The following is a 16,309-nucleotide window of genomic DNA, read 5'->3' on the forward strand; positions in this document are numbered from 1 at the left end:
GGTTGATTAATGTCAAGCGACGCGGCTGAAGGCGGCGCGCAGCGAGGCCGCAGCGGCGGCGCGTGTGGCATCGGCGACCGGCACGCCGGCGAAGGCGTCGAAGCCGTGCGGCGCGCCCGCGACGTGGACGAGGTCGACCGCGACCCCGGCGGCGATCAGCCGCGTCGCGTAGGCGAGCGCCTCGTCGCGCAGCGGGTCGAGCCCGCCGACCGCGACGAACGCCGGCGGCAGGCCGGCGAGGTCGTGCGCTCGCTGCGGCGCCGCGTACGGCGGCGCGGAGCCGGGCCGATGGCCGGCGCCGAGGTAGTAGCGCCACATCGTGCGGGCGCTGCCGCGGTCGAAGATCGGCGTGGCGGTGAAGGCGCTCGCCGACGGCGTCGCGAGCAGGTCGTCGAGCGGCGGGCAGAGCAGCACCTGCGCAGCCAGCGCCGGGCCGCCCTCGTCACGGACCAGCAGCGCGAGCGCAGCGGCGAGACAGCCGCCGGCGCTGGAGCCGCCGACCGCGATCCGCGCGGGGTCGATCCGCAGCGCGGCGCCGCCCGCGCGCGGGTCGGCGAGCCAGCGCAGCGCGGCGCGCGCGTCGTCGAGCCCGGCCGGGAAGGGATGCTCGGGCGCCAGCCGGTAGTCGACCGAGACGACGACGCAGCCGGCCGCGAGCGCCAGCTCGGCCGCCTTGGCGTCCTCCAGCTCGGGCTCGCCGAGCGAGAAGGAGCCGCCGTGGAGGAACAGCAGGGCGGGGCGCGCGTGCGCGCCGGGCACGGCGAGGGCGCCGGGCGCGCCAGGTGCGCGCGGTGCGCCCGGTGCGCCGGGCGCGTAGACGCGCAGCCGCACCGGACCCGCCGGGCCGGGAGCGTGATGCTCGGCGACCGCCAACCCAGGCGGCGGCTCCCACGGGCCGATCGCGGCCGCGAGCTGCTCGCGCGCGGCCGGCAGATCGGCGGCGATGTCGATCGTCATCGCCCGCAGCTGCGCGGCGAGCGGGCGGAAGTCGGGGTGGAGCATCGTCTCGAAGCTATGCATATTCATATGGACATTAGGATGTTCGGTGGTTCGACACAACAGTCGTACGGTCGATAAGCTGGCCGCCTCGCGTCATGAGCTCCGTCACCCCGTCGCCGATCCCGCTCTACCACCAGGTCTTCACGGTCCTGCGCCAGCGCGTGCGCGACGGCGCCTATCCCCCAGGCGCACGACTGGCGCCGGAGGACGAGCTGGCAGCCGAGTTCGACGTCAGCCGCGCGACGATCCGCCAGGCGGTCGGCGCGCTCGTGCGGGCCGGGATGGTCTCGCGCCAGCGGGGCCGCGGCACCTTCGTCCTGCCCGACTGGGCCGACGACTCGCTCTCACGCACCTTCCACGGCAGCCTCGCCGACCTCGTCGCGGCCGGCGAGACGCGCCGCATCACCGTCCGCCGCATGCGCGTCGAGCACGACGTCCCGCTGCCGCCGGCGACCGCCGCCCGCCTCGACCTGCCGCCCGGCGCGCGCGGCACGATCGTCCGCCGCGTGCGCGAGATGGACGGCGAGCTGCTGTGCCTGATGGTCGACCATCTCACCCCCGCGGTCGGCGCGCGCGTCAGCGAGCGGGACCTGCACGGCGCCGGCCTGCTGAAGCTGCTGCAGACCCAGGGCGTCGCGATCGCCCGCGCGACCCAGACCGTCCGCGCCCAGCTCGCCGACGTGACCGTCGCGCAGCAGCTCGAGGTCGGCCTCGGCAGCGCCGTGATGCACGTCGAGCGCGTCCTCTGCGACGACACCGGCGCGCCCGTCGACCACGTCCACTCCTGGTATCGCGGCGACCGCTACGCCTACACGGTCACGTTCGACCGCGGCGACGACGAGCTGAGCGACCGGATCGCCTAGCGCGGCCGCAGCGCGGCGAGCACGTCGACGAGCGTGTCGGGGCGGCGCTCCAGCTCGGGGCCGGAGAAGACGAACAGGTTGACGGCCGTGACGGCCGGGTGGAGGAAGCGCCGCACCTGTTCGCGGATCGCGTGCGGGGAGCCGTGGACGAAGAGGCCGTCGCGGACCTGGACGGGCAGGGCGCGGCGGGCGCCTGCGAGGTCGCCGTCGTCCCAGCGGGCGTTCATCTCCGCCAGCTCCTCGCCGCGGCCGAGCCACTGGTGGAAGCCGCGGTACGTCGGCATGTTGAGCATGTACGTGACGAACTCGCGGCCCGCGCGGTCGACGTGGTCGGCGTCCTCGCTCGGGCAGCAGAAGACCTTCACGACCAGCTCGCGGCCGGCGAGGGGGGCGTCGATCGAGTCGATCACCGGCGGCAGGTCCTCGGCGCAGAGGATGTTCGTGATCGCGCCGTCGGCCTCGGTGAAGGCGAGCTTCAGCATCCCCGGCCGCAGCGCGCCGAGGATCACCTTCGCGGTCGGCGCCGCGCGCGGCAGCTGGAAGCGCTCGAACGGGATCGTCGGCGCCGGCCCCTCGACCAGCTCGCCCCGGAGCGCGCCGCGGACGTGCCGCAGCGTGTCGCGCACGCGCTTGTACGGCTCCTCGAACGCGACGCCGTTCGCCCCGTGCACGAACGCGGGGATCGACGAGCCGATCCCGAGCAGCACGCCGCCGCGCGCCAACTGGGCGAGCGTGTAGGCCGTCTGCGCGATCACCGCCGGCCCGCGCGTGTAGACCGGCAGCACGCCGGTGCAGAGGCGCAGCTCCGGCGCCCAGGCGGCGGTCGCGGCGAGCGGGGTGATGCCGTCGTCGCCGAGCCCCTCTCCCGTCCAGACGTCGTCGAAGCCGGCGTCGGCGAGGCGCTCGACGACGGCGCGGTGGTCCGGCAGCGAATGGGCCGGCAGCGGCAGGTTGACGCCCCAGCGAACCGGCGCGGGACCGGTGGTGGCGTCGGCAGAAGGCGCGATCATGCGTACTATTCAACCAGAGATACGTATCACCATATGTTTTGTGCAGGCGCTGCGCGCCTCGCGGCGGCGCGGCGCGGCGCGGCGCCGAAGGGCGCGATTCAAGCGACGTTGAAATGTCTTCGGGGCATCCTTCGATGCTCCACCCAATCTGCCGTCAGGAGCGCCATGTCCACCACCCCGCCTGAAACGACCCCCTTCTGGCGCCGCCCGCTCGTCGTCTCCAGCAGAGCGGAGCGCTGCGACGACACGCTCCAGACGCCCGGCATGCGCCGCTTCGCCGCGATCTCCGGCGGGCTGACCGGCTCCAGAGGCCTGTGGATGGGCGGCAACACCGTCAAGGCCGGCGAGACCAGCGGCGCGCATCACCACGGCCCGGCCGAGAGCGGCATCTACATCGTCTCCGGGCACCCGACCTTCAGCTTCCTGGTCGACGGCGATGAGGTCACCGTCGAGGCCGGGCCGGGCGACTTCGTCTACGTGCCGGCGTGGGTGCCGCACAGAGAGGACAACCTCTCCACCGACGAGGACGCCGTCGTCGTGCTCGCGCGCACGACGCCCGAGGAGATCGTCGTCAACCTCGACTCGCTGTGGGCGACCGACGGGATCGAGGGCGCCGACGAGGCGCCGCGCAGCGCCTGACGCGCCGCGCGCGGCCGGCCGCCCTCAGCCGGCCGCTTCGATTCCGGTGAAGCGCCCCCGGTGGAAGACCAGCGGGGGCGCGTGCCGCTGCGGGTGCTCGACCGCCAGCACGCGACCGATCACGACACGGTGGTCGCCGCCGTCGGCGACGTCGTGGAGGCTGCACTCGACCGTCGCGACGACGCCGTCGAGCAGCGGCGCGCCACTCTCCCCCGCGCGCCAGCCGATCCCCGCGAACCGCTCGGCCGGCCTCAGCCCAGGGGCCGCGAAGCGCAGCGCCAGCTGCTCCTGGTCGCGGCCGAGCACGTTGAACGCGAAGGCGCGGGCGCGCAGCAGCGTCGCCAGCGTCAGCGACCCCTCGCGCAGGCAGACGAGCGCCAGCGCCGGCTCCAGCGACAGCGACGAGACGGCGTTGGCCGTCCCGCCGCACGGCTCCCCACCGGCCGCGGCCGCCGTCACGATCGTGACGCCGGTCGCGAAATGCCCCATCGCCGCGCGCAGGGCGGCGCCGTCAACGCCGCGCGGGGCGCTCGACGTCGACGCGTCTGCGTCAGGCGCGCCAGCGATTGCGTCAGCAGCGCCGGCAATTGCGTCAGCCGCGCCGGCAATGGCGTCAGCCGCGCCGGCAATTGCGTCAGCCGCGCCATGCTTGCGCGCGGCGGGGGTCATGCGGGCGCCTCGCTGCGGGCGGCGCCGGCGGCGATCGCGGCGGCTTCGGCGGCGGAGCGCCAGAGCGGGGTCGTCGCGGTCTCGACGCGGACGGCGTCGGCGGGGAGGCCGGCGGCGCCGTCGCTGGTGAGCAACTCCAGCTCGGGCTCGGTCAGCGAGCCGTGGCGCTCCAGCAGGACGGCGGCGGGCTCGGGCTGCGCGCGGGCGACCAGCTCGGGCGCGGCCTCCTCCAGCAGCGCGGCGTGGGCGAGCGGCGCCTGCCAGCCGGCCAGCACGCGCTCTCCCCCGCTGCCGCGCACGACGAGCGTCGGGAAGCCGTAGCGGAGATGCTCGCCGTCGGGCTTGGCGGCGCCCGGATTGGGGCCGGCGCCGGTGCGGCCGATCACCTCGGCGCGCGGCCTGCGGGTCTGCGCCCAGTCGGCCTCCAGCGCCGCCGCGACACGCGCGCTCACGGCGTCGACCAGCAGGCGATCGAGGTCGAGCGCCGGGATGCCGCGCAGCGCGACGTCGGCGTCAGCCGAGCCGCGGGCGAGGCCCCGCAGGGCGCCCACGTCAGCCGAGCCACGGGCGAGGCTCCGCAGGGCGCCCGCGTCAGCCGAGCCGCGGGCGAGGCCCCGCAGGGCTGCGGCGACCCGCGCGTCCGAGTCGGCCGGCTCGCCGCCGACGAAGACCGCCTCGCGCAGGCGCCGCAGCACGGCCTCGGCCACGAGCGGGCCCTGGGCCTCGGCCGCCTTCGCGGCGCGGCTGGCGGGCAGCGTCGAGCTGTGCATCCAGGCGAGCCGAGCGGTCACGGGCGCGCGCGTGTGGGCGGCGACCTCCAGCCAGCCGGCGCGGAACTCCTCCGCGTCGGCGACGGGATCTCTGCCCGGATGGGTCCGCGCGAGGTCGTCGACCTGCACGCCGAAGACCCGCCGCCAGGCGAGCTGGTCGCCGTAGCGCGCTCTCAGCCAGCGCAGCAGCGGCTCGCTCGACCACGACCAGATGCAGCCGGGGTCGGTGTACTCGACCACCTCGGCGAGCGGGGCCGGCGTCGCCGTCGAGGGCGTCATCGGCCGCTCCCGGCGCCGCCGCCTGCCGAGGCCGCCGCCCGCCGCAGCGCGGCCGCGCCGAGCTGGGTCAGGATCGTGTCCGACTGGGGCGTGTGGACGCGGCCGGTGAGCGCGTCACGGTGGTGGCGTTCGAGCGGGTTGCGCCGCGTCAGGCCGGGGTTCCCGGTCAGCTTCAGGCCCTGTTCGATCGCGGCGATCGCGTTCGTCGTCGCGACGTGCTTGGCCAGCAGCGCGCGCGACGCGTCGCCGCCGGACTCCAGCGACGAGGCCGCGTCGCGGACGAGCAGCCGCGCCGTCTCCAGCAGCGTCTCGATCTCGCCGACCGCCTCCTGGAAGCGCGGCAGCGTCGCCAGCGGTCTGCCGAGGTTGGTCGGCGTGCGCTCGTTCAGATAGCGCGTCAGCCAGTCGCGCGCGGCGAGCGCGACGCCGAGGTAGTTGGCGGCGATGAACAGCGCCGCGCGGCCGCGCGAGGCGACCGCCGCCGGCTCGTTCCAGTCGGCCGGCGGGCGGATGTCGACCGCGTGCGACGCCGGCAGCACGACCCGCTCGAAGATCACGTCGTCGCTGCGTGAGGCGCGCAGGCCGATGTGGTCCCACGTCTGCTCGACGCGGTAGCCGTCGGCCGGCGTCTCGACCAGGAACTGGCCGACGCGCGGCTCCTCCTCGTCGGTCCGCCCCCACACCAGCAGCCACCGCAACGCGGGGATGCCGGTGCAGTAGGTCTTGTGGCCGCGCAGCTCCCAGCCGTCGCCGATCTCGCGGCCGACCGTGTCCGGCAGCCCGCCGCGAGCCGGCGTGCCGAGCTGCGGCTCGACCCGCAGCGCGTTGATCAGCGCGCCCTCCTCGACGGCCGAGCGCAGCACGCGCTCGCGCACCGCAGCCGGCCAGCGGCTGCCGGCGAGCGACAGGTCGGCGTGGAAGACGTACTGCCACACGAGCACGAGCCCGACCGACGGGTCGGCCGCGCCGACCCGCTCCAGCACGCGCACCAGCGTCGGCAGGTCAGCCGCGCCGCCGCCATACGCCGCCGGCACGCGCAGGGCGGTGACGCCGAGCGCGTGGAGCGCGTCGAACGCCTCGTGCGGGAAGGAGCCGTCGCGGTCGTGCTCGGGCGCGCGCTCGGCGATGCGGGCGAGCGCCTGGTCCAGGCGCGGGTCGCCGAGGATCGCGGCGGCGGGCGCCGCGCTCGGCGCGGCGGCGGAGCGCGCGGCGTCCGAGCCGGCGCCCGCTCCGTCGTTGGTCTGATGGTCTGGTTGGCTCATCGCGCGGCCTCCTGCGCGTGATCGGTCGGGGACGGGTCCAGCAGTGCGCGCACGCGCAGGGTCGCGTCGAGCTGCTCGCCGAACGGCACGCCGCGCTGGGTCTGGTTGAGGCAGATCTCCTCGACGCCGAGGTCGAGCGCCTCCAGCCGCGCGACGTCGCCGGCGATCTGCTCGGGGCTGCCGGCGAGCGGGGAGCGGGCGTCGAGGTCCGTCTCGCTCACCTGCGTGTGCAGCCGCAGGTGGACCGGCAGCGGCGCGCGGCCCAGCTCGGCGGTCGCGGAGCGGAAGGCGCGCAGCTTACGCTCCAGCCCCTCCCACGTGTCGTCGAGCCCGCCGACCGGCAGCCAGCCGTCGGCGAAGCGGGCGGCGCGCGCGATCCCGGCCGGCGCGTTGGCGCCGACGTAGACCGGCACGCCGCCGGGCTGCGCCGGCTTGGGCCCCTGCAGCGACGGCGGGATCGCGTAGAAGCGGCCGTCGAAGGAGACCGGGTCCGGCCCCCAGGTCGCGCGCATCGCGCCGACGTGCTCCTCGAAGCCGGCCCCGCGCCGCTTCCACGGCACCTCGGCGGCCTCGTACTCGGCTCTCATCCAGCCCTGCCCCACGCCGAGCCGCAGCCGCCCGCCGCTGAGCTGGTCGACGGTCGCGACGCGGCGGGCGAGGATCGCCGGCGGCTGCAGCACCGCGACGACGATCGCCGTGATCAGGCCGACGCGCTCGGTCACGGCCGCGACGGCGGCGAGCACCTCGAGCTGGTCGTAGAGCGTTCTCTGGTGGTCGGGCGGGTGGCCGGTCGCGCCGCTGGCGTCGAGCGGGACCGGATCGACCGGCCACAGCACGCGCTCGGTGACGGCGAGCGTGTCGATCCCGGCCGCCTCCGCGGCGCGGGCGGCGGCGAGGATCCCGCGCGCGGTCGCGCGCGGGCCCGACTGCGGGAGCTGGATCGCCAGCCTCATGCGGTCGCCTCCTTCGCGGCGCTCGCCGCGGCCTGCGCGGGCGTCGCCTCCGCCGCCGCGCCGGGCGCCGCCGCGGGGTGCGCCGTCCCTGGCGGGCTCTCGGCGAGCGCCGCCGCCTCTGCCGCGGCCGCCGCCGCGCGCGTCCGCTGGCGCGCGACGACGCGCGTGACGATCACGGCGACCAGCAGCGAGCCGCCGTAGAAGACCTGCTCGACCCAGCCGGTGTAGCCGAGCAGCTGCAGGCCGGTGACGCCGGTCACGAGGAAGTAGACGGCGACGAACGTGCCCCAGACGTTGAACTGACCGGGCTTGATCGTCGTCGAGCCGAGGAAGGCGGCCGCGAACGCCGGCAGCAGGAACGAGTTGCCGGCGTCGGAGGCGGAGGCGCCGGTCAGGCCGACGAGCACGATCCCGGCCAGCGACGCCAGCAGCGAGCCGGCGATCAGCGCGCCGGCGCGGTAGCGGTCGGGCCGCAGGCCGGCGAGCCGCGCGACCTCGTGGCCGCGCCCGGCGAAGACGAGGTGCCGGCCGCGCGGCGTCTGCTCGACGAAGAACCACAGCGCGAAGCCGACCGCGACCGCGATGTAGAAGGCGACCGGCAGCCCGAACAGCTGTGCGGAGACCGTGTCGATCAGCGGCTGCGAGACGCCGCCGCGCGGCGCGGTCCCGGCGATGCCGGCGGAGATGCCGGCGATCAGCGTCGCCATGCCGAGCGTGACGACGATCGACGGGACGCCGAAGCGCAACGTGATCAGCGCGTTGGCGCTCCCGACCAGCAGCCCGATCGCGAGCACCGCGACGAGCGCCAGCAGCAGCGGCCAGCCCTGCTCGGCATTCAGGTAGACGAGCAGCGTCGCCGAGACCGAGACGACCGCCCCGACCGACATGTCGAACTCGCCCGCGAGCAGCACGACGACGACCGCCAGCGCGACGATCAGCAGCGTCGACTGCGAGCCGAAGATGATCTGCGCGGTCGCGATGTCGCGGAACGCCGGCTCGGCGATCACGAACCCGAGCGCGACGAGCGCCCACGCCCCGAGCAGCCCGTAGCGCTCGACCGCTTCAGACATGTGCTGCCTCCTTCTCGTAGATGTGGCCGAACGACAGCTCGGCGATCCGCTCCTCGCTCACCTCGTCGCCGCGCAGCTCGGCGACCAGCCGGCCGCCGTGCAGCACCAGCACGCGATGGCAGAGGTGGGCGAGGTCCTCGCCCTCGGCGCTGGCGATCAGCACCCCGGCGCCACGCTCGGCCGCCTGCTCGATCCGCGCCATCAGCTCGTGCTTGGCGGCGACGTCGACGCCCTGCGCCGGCTCGTGCAGCAGCAGCACGCGCGGGTCGAGCTGGAGCCACTTCGCCAGCAGCGCCTTCTGCTGGTTGCCGCCGCTGAGCTGGCCGAGCTGCAGCCGCTCGTCGGGCGGCACGACGCCGACCCTCGCGATCAGCTCGCGCACGGCATGGCGCTCGGCGCGCCGATCGATCCGCCCGACGCGCGCGAAGCGGCCGAGCGCCGGCAGCGACACGTTCGCCGCGACCGACAGCTCCGGCACCCCGCTCTGCCGCCCGCGGTCAGCCGGCAGCAGCGCCACCCCCGCCGCGACCGCGCGTGACGGGTCGAGCGCGGTGGCCTCGATCCGCACGTCCGCGCCGCGATTTGCGCCAGTCGCGCCGCGATTTGCGCCAGTCGCGCCGCGATTTGCGCCAGCCGCGCCGCGATTCTGCGCGTGTGCGCCGGCGATCGTGACGATCCCGCCGCGCGCGCCGCCGGAGCCGAACAGCAGGTACGGCAGCTCGTCGAACCCGGAGCCGGCGAGGCCGGTCACGCCGACGATCTCGCCGGCGCCGACGGTCAGCGACAGGTCGCGCACGACGCGGCCGCGCAGGCCCTCGGCGCGCAGCACGGGCGCGCCGGCCGCGGCCGGCGCCGCCAGCGACGGGTAGAACGCCTCCAGCCGCTGGCCGAGGATCAGCTCCACGAGCGCGTCCTTCGTCAGCGCGTGCGCGGACGCATCGCGGGCCGGCGCGTCGGGCGCGGGCGTGCCGGGGGCGGGCGCGTCGGGCGCGGGGGCGCCCGCCAGCGGCCGCGTGACGACGTGGCGGCCGTCGCGCAGGACGGTGACGCTGTCGGCGAGCGCGAGCACCTCCTCCAGCCGGTGGCTGACGTAGACGACCGCGGTGCCGCCGGCAGCGGCCGTGCGGACGGCCGCGAACAGCCGCTCGACGTCCTCCGCCGGCAGGAAGGCGCTCGGCTCGTCCAGCACGAGCACGCCGCCGTCGTCGGGCAGCTCCAGCAGCGCGCGCACGATCGCCACGAGCGCGCGCTCGAGCTGCGACAGCTCGCGCAGCGGGCGGCGCACGTCGACCTCGACGCCGAAGCGCGCCAGCGCCTCCGTCGCCCGCCGCCGCTCGCGCCGCCACGGGATCCGGCCGCCGCCGGCCGTCGCCCAGCGGCCGACGAGCAGGTTGTCGATCACCGGCGCCTCCTCCTCCAGCGCCAGGTCCTGGTGGACGAAGGCGAGCCCGTGGGCGCGCAGGTCGGCCGCCCTCACGGGCAGCGCGACCGGCCTGCCGGCGAGCGCCAGGCGCCCGCCCGCGTCCGGCGCGTGCACGCCGGCCAGGACCTTGATCAGCGTCGACTTGCCGCAGCCGTTGCGGCCGACGAGCGCGCGGATCTCCCCGCGCGCCAGCGTCAGGCCGACGTCGTGCAGGACGCGCACGGCGCCGAACGTCTTCGAGATCCCGGCCGCGTCGAGCGCGGGGGCGGCGGCGTCACGCGCAGGGGCCGCCGCGTCGAGCGCGGGGGCGGCGGCGTCACGCGCAGGGGCCGCCGCGTCGAGCGCGGGGGCCGCGGCGTCACCCGCGGGGGCGGCGTCGCGCGCGGAGGGGGCGCCGGGCGCGGTCACTTCTCCAGCCCCCAGACGTCTCTTCTGTAGTAGGAGCCGTAGTCGACGCCGTACCACTCGGTGTCGTCCTCACGGTCGACGTTCAGGTCCTGGACGTTCTCCTCGGTGAACAGCTTGAAGCCGATCTGCGGGTCCTCGACCAGCTCCTCGCCGGCCCACTGGCGCATCACGTTGTCGGCGAGCGCGTAGCCGAGCCAGACGTTGGGGCCGCCGACGTCCATCTTGAACGGCGTCCCCTTCTTCAGGTTCTGCATCTGCGGCACGATCGTGTTGAAGCCGGCGAGCTTCACTCTCTGGCCGGCGCCGGCCTGCTGGACGCCGCTCATCGCGTACAGCGCCTGGCTGTCGAACGCGGTGATCACGTAGCTCGTCTGCGGATTCGAGAGGATCGAGGTGCGCGCGACGTTCGCGAGCGCGTCGGAGGCGCTGGCGCCGCCGCCGGTCTGCTCGACCTGCTTGTACTCGAATCTGCAGTCGGGGCAGTCGGCCTCGATCACTCTCTGGAAGCCCTCGCGCTCGAACGTCGACGACGGGATCGCCGGCGTCTCGATGAAGACGCCCTGCGCCTTGCCGTCGGAGTCGGCGATCGCCCACGCCGCCAGCAGCTCGCCGACGCGGCGGTAGTCGTAGGAGACGTCGAGCGCGAGTCCGTCGACGCTCGGCTGCTCTCTCGGCTGGCCGGTCACGAGCGAGAAGAACGGGATGCCGGCGTTCTTCGCTCTCTTCACCTGCGCCGCGAACTGGACGGCCGGGAAGCCGTCGCCGAGCACGATCGCGTCGGCCTTGCCGGCGATCGCGAGGTCGAAGCCCTTGACGTGCTCGGGGATCGAGCCCTTCGTGTCGTAGACGCGCAGCTCGGCGCCGTTGGCCGCCCACGCCTCTCTCGCAGCCTCGACCCACTGTCTGAGGATCGGGTCCTCGACGTTGCCGATCCACCAGACCGTCTTGCCTCTGGCGGAACTGGTGTCGAACGCCGGCGGCGCTACGAATCTGGGCGTCTCGCTCGCCTCGGCGACGATCGCCTTGGCGGCATCGACCCCGCTGGAGCTGGAGGTCGTGGAGCCGCTCGCGGCGGTCGCGCTGGAGGGGTCGTCGCTGCCGCAGGCGGTGAGGGCCGCGGCGGCGAGCAGCGCCGTCGCGGTCGCGGCGATCGTGGTCAGTCGGGAGCTGTTGAGCATCGGTCCTGGTGTCGGTCGGAGGGATCGGGGGAGCGCGACCGGCGGAGGCCGGTCGTGCGACGGGGACTCGGGGATCTGCTGCTGCGGCGGGCTAGGGCTGGCCCGGACAGGGCTCGCCCCGCAGGGCGGCGGTCGCGGCGGCGTCGAGCACGGCGGCGCCGCCCGCGCCGTCGACCGCGACGCGGTAGACCTCACGCGCGGCCGCGTGCGACACGAGGCCGGCGCGGACGTCGTCCAGCACCGCCTCCGGGTCGCGCTCGGCGGGCGCGCCATAGCCGCCCCCGCCGGCCATGAACGAGACCATCCGGTCGCCCGCTCCCAGCGGCCGGATCGTGTTCGGCGCGACCGTCTCGACGCGGCCGTCGGCGTGGTGGACCTCGCCCCAGTTGGGCGAGCCGGGGAGTCCGCCGCGCAATCCGTACGGCGCCGTCTGCTCGGTCGTGCCGCCGCCGTACCAGAGCGAGGTCACGTCGTCCTGGTCGAGCCGGTAGCTGATCAGCGCGCCGAAGCCGCCGCGCCAGCGGCCGGCGCCGGCCGAGTCGGGCACCAGCTCGATCTGCTCGATCAGCGCGGGCGCGACCAGCTCGTGCAGCTCCGGGTCGGGCGCCTGCGTGCCGCCCATCGCGACCGGGCTGCCCAGGCCGTCCCAGCCGTCGGCGCCGTCGAGGCCGCCGGAGCCGGCGAGCGTGAACGAGCTGATGACGGCGAACGGGCGGCCGGTGTGCGCGTCGACGCCGGCCTCGGCGAACTGGCCGAAGCGGCCCCAGCCGGCGAGCGTGCCGCGCGGCGCGGCGTCGGCGAGCGCGAGCCAGATCGCCTCGACGATCGTCTCGCACGTCAGCAGCGTGCAGAGCGTCGTCGCGGCCGGCGCGACCGCGTGGACGATCGTGCCCGGCTCGGCGATCACGTCGAACTGGGCGAGCGAGCCGTCGTTGCGCGGCACGTCGGGGTCGACGATCGCGAACAGGCCGATCATGCTCGACGCGACCGTGTTCGCGAGCGTCGAGTTGGCGTAGCCGGCGACCTGCGGGTCGGAGCCGGTGAAGTCGAACGTGACGTGCTCGCCGGCGACGCGCGCCTCGACGGCCACCTTGATCGGGCCGGGCACGTTCGCGCCGCCGGAGTCGAGGTGGCGCTCGGCGCGGTAGACGCCGTCCCTCAGCGCCGCGACCTCGCGCGCCATGTGGCGGCGCGACGCCTCCAGGTGGTAGTCGATCCCGGCGCGCACGCGCGCGCGGCCGAACTTCGCCAGCATCGCCAGCAGCTGCTCCGCGCCGACGGTGACGGCGCCGATCTGGCAGTGGAGGTCGCCGACGACGAAGTCGGGCACGCGCACGTTGAGCGCGATCACGTCCCACAGGTCGCGCTGCTCGACGCCCCTGCTCACGAGCCGCACCGGCGGGATCCGCAGCGCGTCCTCCCATGCGTCGGTGACGTAGGGGTTGTAGCCGACGACCCCGCCGCCGCCGACGTCGGCGTGATGGCCCTTCGACGCGGTCCAGAAGACCAGCTCGCCGTCTGCGAAGACCGGCTTCAGCACGGTCATGTCGGGCGGGTGGTTGTTGCCGTGGTAAGGGTCGTTGAGGAGGAAGACGTCGCCGTCGTGGACGTCGTCGCCGAACCGCTCGGCGACCGCCCGGTACGCGCTCGGCAGCGAGCCGGCGAGCACGGGGATGTAGTCCTTCGTCGCGATCCAGCGGCCGTCGCCGTCGAAGATGCCGGTGACGAAGTCGCGGATCTGGAAGATCCGCGAGCGCGAGGTGCGCAGCATCGTCTCGGCCATGTGCTCGGCGATCGCGTCGAGCCGGTTGGCGACGATCGCGGCGCCGACGGGGTCGACGGCGGTCGCGTTCTCGGGCGCTGCGATGGTGCTAGACACTGACGCCTCCTGCGTGCAGCCGGTCGAGGACGCCGTCGAGCGGCGCCTGCGCGCCGTGCAGCAGGAAGCTGCCGGACGGCGCGACGGTCAGGGCGGTGCCGGGCGGCACCACGATCGTGCTCGTGCGCAGCTCCACCAGCGCGGGGCCTTCCAGCCGCGCGCCGGCGCCGAGCGTCTCCCCGGCGAAGACGGGCGTCGGCGCGAAGCGGCCGTCGAACCAGGCGTCGCGCTCGCCGCGCGGGGCCGGCGGCTCGCCGGGCCGCACCGGCGGCGCCGGCTCGCTCTCGCCGGCCGGCCCGCGCGCCTCGACGCGGACATTGACCAGCTCCAGCTCGACGCCGTCGAGCACGTGGCCGTAGCGCTCGCGGTGGAGCGCGGGGAAGCGCGCGAGCGTCTGGTCCAGCAGCGCGGCGGTGACCGGCTCGCCCTCCGGCAGGTCGAGCTCGAGCTGATGCACCTGGCCGACGTAGCGGACCTCCAGCGAGCGGCGGTAGCGCGCCTGCCAGGGCGCGACGCCCTCCTGCTCCAACTGCGCCCGCGCGGCCTCCTCCAGCTCAGCCCACGCCTCGCCGAGCGATGCAGCGCCGGGGGCAGGTGTACGGCCGTACACGGTCCGCACGCCGTGGTGGACGAAGTCGGTCACGAGCATGCCGGCGGCGCACAGCACCGAGGCGTCGCGCGGGACGACGACGAGCGGGATCTCCAGGTCGGCGGCGAGCGCGGCGGCGTGGACCGGGCCGGCGCCGCCGGCCGCGACGAGCGCGAACTCGCGCGGGTCGAGACCGCGGCTGACGGTCGCCAGCCGCAGCGAGTCGGTCATCGCCGCGTTGACGGTGTCGTAGATGCCGGCGGCGGCGCTGAGGCGGTCGATCCCCAGCTCCGCGGCGACCGCGTCGACCGCCCGCTCGGCGGCGTCGCGGGCCAGCGACAGCTCGCCGCCGCCGAAGCTGTCGCCGCCGACGTAGCCGAGCAGCAGGCCGGCGTCGGTGACGGTCGCCTGGGTGCCGCCGCGGCCATAGCAGGCCGGTCCGGGCGAGGCGCCCGCGCTCTGCGGGCCGACGCGCAGCATCCCGCCGGCCGTCACCCACGCGATCGAGCCGCCGCCGGCGCCGATCGTGGAGATGTCGAGCATCGGCGTCGTGACCGCCTGGTCGCCGAGCAGGCCGCCGGGGCGGACGTCGGTGACGCCGCCGCGCGCGAGGCTGACCTCGAAGCTCGTGCCGCCCATGTCGATCGTCATCGCCTTCGGCAGCTCCAGCGGCGCGACCGCCGCCGCGCTCGCGATCGGGCCGCCGGCCGGGCCGGAGAGCAGCGTCGAGACGGCGTGCTCGGCGACGACCTCGGGGGTCGCGACGCCGCCGTTGGACTGCATCACCAGCAGCGAGCCGCCGAAGCGGAGCTGCTTCAGGCGCGTGCGCAGGTTGGTCAGGTAGTCGCGCAGGATCGGCCCCACGTAGGCGTTGACGACGGCGGTGGAGGTGCGCTCGTAGAGCCGCACCTCGGGCGCGATCGCGGCCGACAGCGAGACGTAGGCGCCGGGCAGCTCCTGCCGCACCAGCTCGGCCGCCCGCAGCTCGTGCGCCGGATCCAGGAACGAGAACAGGAAGGCGATCGCGACCGCCTCGACGCCCTCGTGCGCGAACGCCCGCGCGGCGGCGACGACCGCCTGCTCGTCGAGCGGCTCCAGCTCACGCGCGCGGCGGTCGAAGCGGCCGCCGACGCCGTGGACCCGCCAGCGCGGCACGAGCGGCTGCGGCGGCGCGGTGCGCGAGTCGAACTGGCGGGCGCGCAGCCCCTGGCGCAGCCGCAGCGTGTCGCGGAAGCCGCGCGTCGCCAGCAGGCCGGTGCGGGCGCCGCTGCGGGTCAGCAGCGCGTTGGTCGTGATCGTCGTGCCGTGGACGATCGCCGGCGTCCGCTCCAGCAGCGACTCGACCGCGATCCCGAGGTCGGAGGCGATCGCGCGCAGGCCGTTGACGACGCCCTCGGCCGGATCGTGCGGGGTCGAGCTGGTCTTGTAGCTGCGGCGGCCGACGCGCTCGCCGGAGAGGACGAGGTCGGTGAAGGTGCCGCCGACGTCGACGGCGAGGCGGTAGGAGGTCATGCGGCCTTGCGTCCGTGGTCGTGGGTGTGGTCGTGGTCGTGGCCGCCGTCGAGCGCGAGCGCGGCGGGCGTGAGGTCGAAGTGCTCGGCGAGCGCGGCGCGGCCCTCGTCGGTGACGGCGACGACGCGGCTCGCCTCGCGCGCCTGCAGCCAGCCGCGCCGCAGCAGCTCGTTCGTGAGCGCGGCGCCGAGCGCGCCGGCGAGGTGGTGGTCGCGCTCGCTCCAGTCGAGGCAGGCGCGCGTGAGCGGGCGCGGGCGGCTGGCGAGCGTCTCGACGTCGATCTCCAGCGCCGCGAACTTGCTCGCGCCGGACGCGGTGACGCGGAAGTCGCCGGCGCTCGGCTCCAGCCAGCCGCCGTTGACGAGCGCCTCGGTCAGCGCGACGCCGGCGCGGCCGGCGAGGTGGTCGTAGCAGAGCCGCCCGTGACGCAGGGCGATCCCCTCGTTCGCCTGCCGCAGCGAGCGCACGACGAGCGGCGGCGCGAGCAGGATCAGCACCTCCAGCGCGTCGGCGACCGCCTGGCTGGAGAGGCGGTAGAGCCGCTGGCGGCCGTGCGGCTCGACGGCGAGCAGGCCGCCGTCGGTCAGCTTTCGCAGATGGGCGCTCGCGAGCGGCCGCGAGACGCCGGCCCTGTCGGCCAGCGCCGAGGCCGAGGTGAGGCCGCCGTTGAGCAGCGTCAGCAGGATGGTGGCGCGGGTCCGGTCCGCCAGGAGCGTTCCGATCGCTGCGAGGTCAGCTTCGCCAGTCACGTGAAACACCCTAATTCCGATCCGATTCAATGGAGATTGAATCGTAGGGCAGCTGGC

The 16,309-nt window shown here is 75.4% G+C and carries 14 protein-coding genes; 2 read left to right on the forward strand and 12 right to left on the reverse strand.

The window, feature by feature from the left end; genetic code table 11:
* Window positions 1-12: 12 nt before the first annotated feature.
* Window positions 13-1,020, reverse strand: a complete 1,008-nt coding sequence (locus tag Q7L73_RS18165; RefSeq protein WP_304691147.1) for an alpha/beta hydrolase — start codon at window positions 1,018-1,020, stop codon at window positions 13-15.
* Between the two features lie 74 nt (window positions 1,021-1,094).
* Here Q7L73_RS18165 and Q7L73_RS18170 point away from each other — a divergent pair, with 74 nt between their 5' ends.
* The gene (locus Q7L73_RS18170) at window positions 1,095-1,862 is read left to right on the forward strand and encodes a GntR family transcriptional regulator (RefSeq protein WP_304691148.1); all 768 of its coding nucleotides are present in this window, start codon (window positions 1,095-1,097) and stop codon (window positions 1,860-1,862) included.
* Here the strand turns inward: Q7L73_RS18170 and Q7L73_RS18175 are convergent.
* The gene (locus Q7L73_RS18175; protein ID WP_304691149.1) at window positions 1,859-2,872 is read right to left on the reverse strand and encodes an LLM class flavin-dependent oxidoreductase; all 1,014 of its coding nucleotides are present in this window, start codon (window positions 2,870-2,872) and stop codon (window positions 1,859-1,861) included. The two genes, Q7L73_RS18170 and Q7L73_RS18175, sit on opposite strands and share 4 nt — an antisense overlap.
* Before the next feature lie 165 nt (window positions 2,873-3,037).
* Here Q7L73_RS18175 and Q7L73_RS18180 point away from each other — a divergent pair, with 165 nt between their 5' ends.
* On the forward strand, window positions 3,038-3,511 hold the full coding sequence (locus Q7L73_RS18180; RefSeq protein WP_304691150.1) for a cupin domain-containing protein: 474 nt from the start codon (window positions 3,038-3,040) through the stop codon (window positions 3,509-3,511).
* Window positions 3,512-3,535: 24 nt separating this feature from the next.
* On the opposite strand, the gene Q7L73_RS18185 is transcribed toward Q7L73_RS18180, so the two are convergent.
* The 10 genes from Q7L73_RS18185 to Q7L73_RS18230 form a co-directional block, all read right to left on the reverse strand.
* Window positions 3,536-4,000: a flavin reductase family protein gene (locus Q7L73_RS18185; protein ID WP_304691151.1), complete on the reverse strand. Its 465-nt coding sequence runs from the start codon at window positions 3,998-4,000 to the stop codon at window positions 3,536-3,538.
* Window positions 4,001-4,176: 176 nt separating this feature from the next.
* Window positions 4,177-5,229: a DsbA family protein gene (locus Q7L73_RS18190; RefSeq protein ID WP_304691152.1), complete on the reverse strand. Its 1,053-nt coding sequence runs from the start codon at window positions 5,227-5,229 to the stop codon at window positions 4,177-4,179.
* Window positions 5,226-6,491, reverse strand: a complete 1,266-nt coding sequence (locus tag Q7L73_RS18195) for an acyl-CoA dehydrogenase family protein (RefSeq protein WP_304691153.1) — start codon at window positions 6,489-6,491, stop codon at window positions 5,226-5,228. Before Q7L73_RS18195 ends, Q7L73_RS18190 begins: the two co-directional genes overlap by 4 nt.
* Window positions 6,488-7,444: a TIGR03619 family F420-dependent LLM class oxidoreductase gene (locus Q7L73_RS18200; RefSeq protein WP_304691154.1), complete on the reverse strand. Its 957-nt coding sequence runs from the start codon at window positions 7,442-7,444 to the stop codon at window positions 6,488-6,490. Before Q7L73_RS18200 ends, Q7L73_RS18195 begins: the two co-directional genes overlap by 4 nt.
* A complete protein-coding gene (locus Q7L73_RS18205) occupies window positions 7,441-8,514 on the reverse strand; it encodes an ABC transporter permease (protein ID WP_304691155.1) in 1,074 nt (357 codons plus the stop codon). The genes Q7L73_RS18200 and Q7L73_RS18205 overlap by 4 nt, the downstream gene beginning before the upstream one ends.
* On the reverse strand, window positions 8,507-10,345 hold the full coding sequence (locus Q7L73_RS18210) for a sugar ABC transporter ATP-binding protein (protein WP_304691156.1): 1,839 nt from the start codon (window positions 10,343-10,345) through the stop codon (window positions 8,507-8,509). The genes Q7L73_RS18205 and Q7L73_RS18210 overlap by 8 nt, the downstream gene beginning before the upstream one ends.
* Window positions 10,342-11,523, reverse strand: coding sequence for a substrate-binding domain-containing protein (locus Q7L73_RS18215; protein ID WP_304691157.1), 1,182 nt, complete (start codon window positions 11,521-11,523; stop codon window positions 10,342-10,344). The genes Q7L73_RS18210 and Q7L73_RS18215 overlap by 4 nt, the downstream gene beginning before the upstream one ends.
* 91 nt (window positions 11,524-11,614) lie before the next feature.
* Entirely contained in the window at window positions 11,615-13,402 is a 1,788-nt protein-coding gene (locus Q7L73_RS18220) for a hydantoinase B/oxoprolinase family protein (protein WP_304691158.1), read from the reverse strand.
* Window positions 13,395-15,503 (reverse strand): hydantoinase/oxoprolinase family protein, encoded by a 2,109-nt coding sequence (locus Q7L73_RS18225; RefSeq protein ID WP_304691159.1) that lies wholly within the window; start codon window positions 15,501-15,503, stop codon window positions 13,395-13,397. The genes Q7L73_RS18220 and Q7L73_RS18225 overlap by 8 nt, the downstream gene beginning before the upstream one ends.
* The gene (locus tag Q7L73_RS18230) at window positions 15,500-16,252 is read right to left on the reverse strand and encodes a helix-turn-helix transcriptional regulator (RefSeq protein WP_304691160.1); all 753 of its coding nucleotides are present in this window, start codon (window positions 16,250-16,252) and stop codon (window positions 15,500-15,502) included. Before Q7L73_RS18230 ends, Q7L73_RS18225 begins: the two co-directional genes overlap by 4 nt.
* Window positions 16,253-16,309: the final 57 nt, after the last annotated feature.

Source organism: Conexibacter sp. CPCC 205762 (assembly GCF_030646155.1).
Classification (GTDB): domain Bacteria; phylum Actinomycetota; class Thermoleophilia; order Solirubrobacterales; family Solirubrobacteraceae; genus Conexibacter.